Here is a 609-nt window from a genome sequence, read left to right as displayed (position 1 = left end):
GCGACCCGCGTGGGCGACGGGGCGGTCTGCCTGTCGGCCTGCCCCTATATCCTGGCGGGCGGCGCCACGCGGCAGGTGGCAGCAGGCGGCGTGGTGGGGGTCCACCAGCATTATTTCGGCCAAAACACGATCCTGCCCGCCTTCATGGCGGTCAGCGACCTGCAGCGCGCGCAGGCGGGGGTGATGGATTACCTGGTGCGGATGGGGGTCGATCTGCGGCTGATGACCTATGCCCTGCGCACCCCTCCGGCCGAGATCAACGTGCTGGAGCCGGAGCTGATGGCGGAACTGGGCCTGACCACGCCGGCCGAAGGCTGAACGATCGGCCGGTGGTGGTGCGGGTAGAGGGACTTGAACCCCCACGCCTTGCGGCGCCAGAACCTAAATCTGGTGCGTCTGCCAATTTCGCCATACCCGCGCTGTCCGCGATCTAGCAAATGGCTGCGGGCAGTGCGAGGGGAAAAATCACCCGTCCCATTCGGCGATGACGGGGGCCAGCCCGTCGATCAGATCGTCCGCGATCAGCCCCGGCCCATGCCGGCGTGCGACCGCCCCGTGCAGGCGTACCCCAAGGCAGGCCGCGTCAAATGCCGGCAGGCCGCGCGCCAG

General features: G+C 68.8%; 1 tRNA gene and 1 pseudogene. One reads left to right on the top strand and one right to left on the bottom strand.

Going from position 1 to position 609, the window contains the following annotated elements:
• A pseudogene (locus tag TW83_RS21265) lies at positions 1–318 on the top strand (hypothetical protein); the annotation flags it as partial.
• A 15-nt stretch (positions 319–333) separates the two neighbouring features.
• Here the strand turns inward: TW83_RS21265 and TW83_RS16760 are convergent.
• Positions 334–418: transfer RNA gene (locus TW83_RS16760), tRNA-Leu, on the bottom strand.
• Positions 419–609 lie beyond the last annotated feature (191 nt).

Origin of the sequence: Paracoccus sp. S4493 (genome assembly GCF_000967735.1) — a bacterium.
Taxonomy (GTDB): Bacteria; Pseudomonadota; Alphaproteobacteria; order Rhodobacterales; family Rhodobacteraceae; genus Paracoccus; species Paracoccus marcusii.
This window is presented reverse-complemented; position numbering and strand designations above follow the sequence as displayed.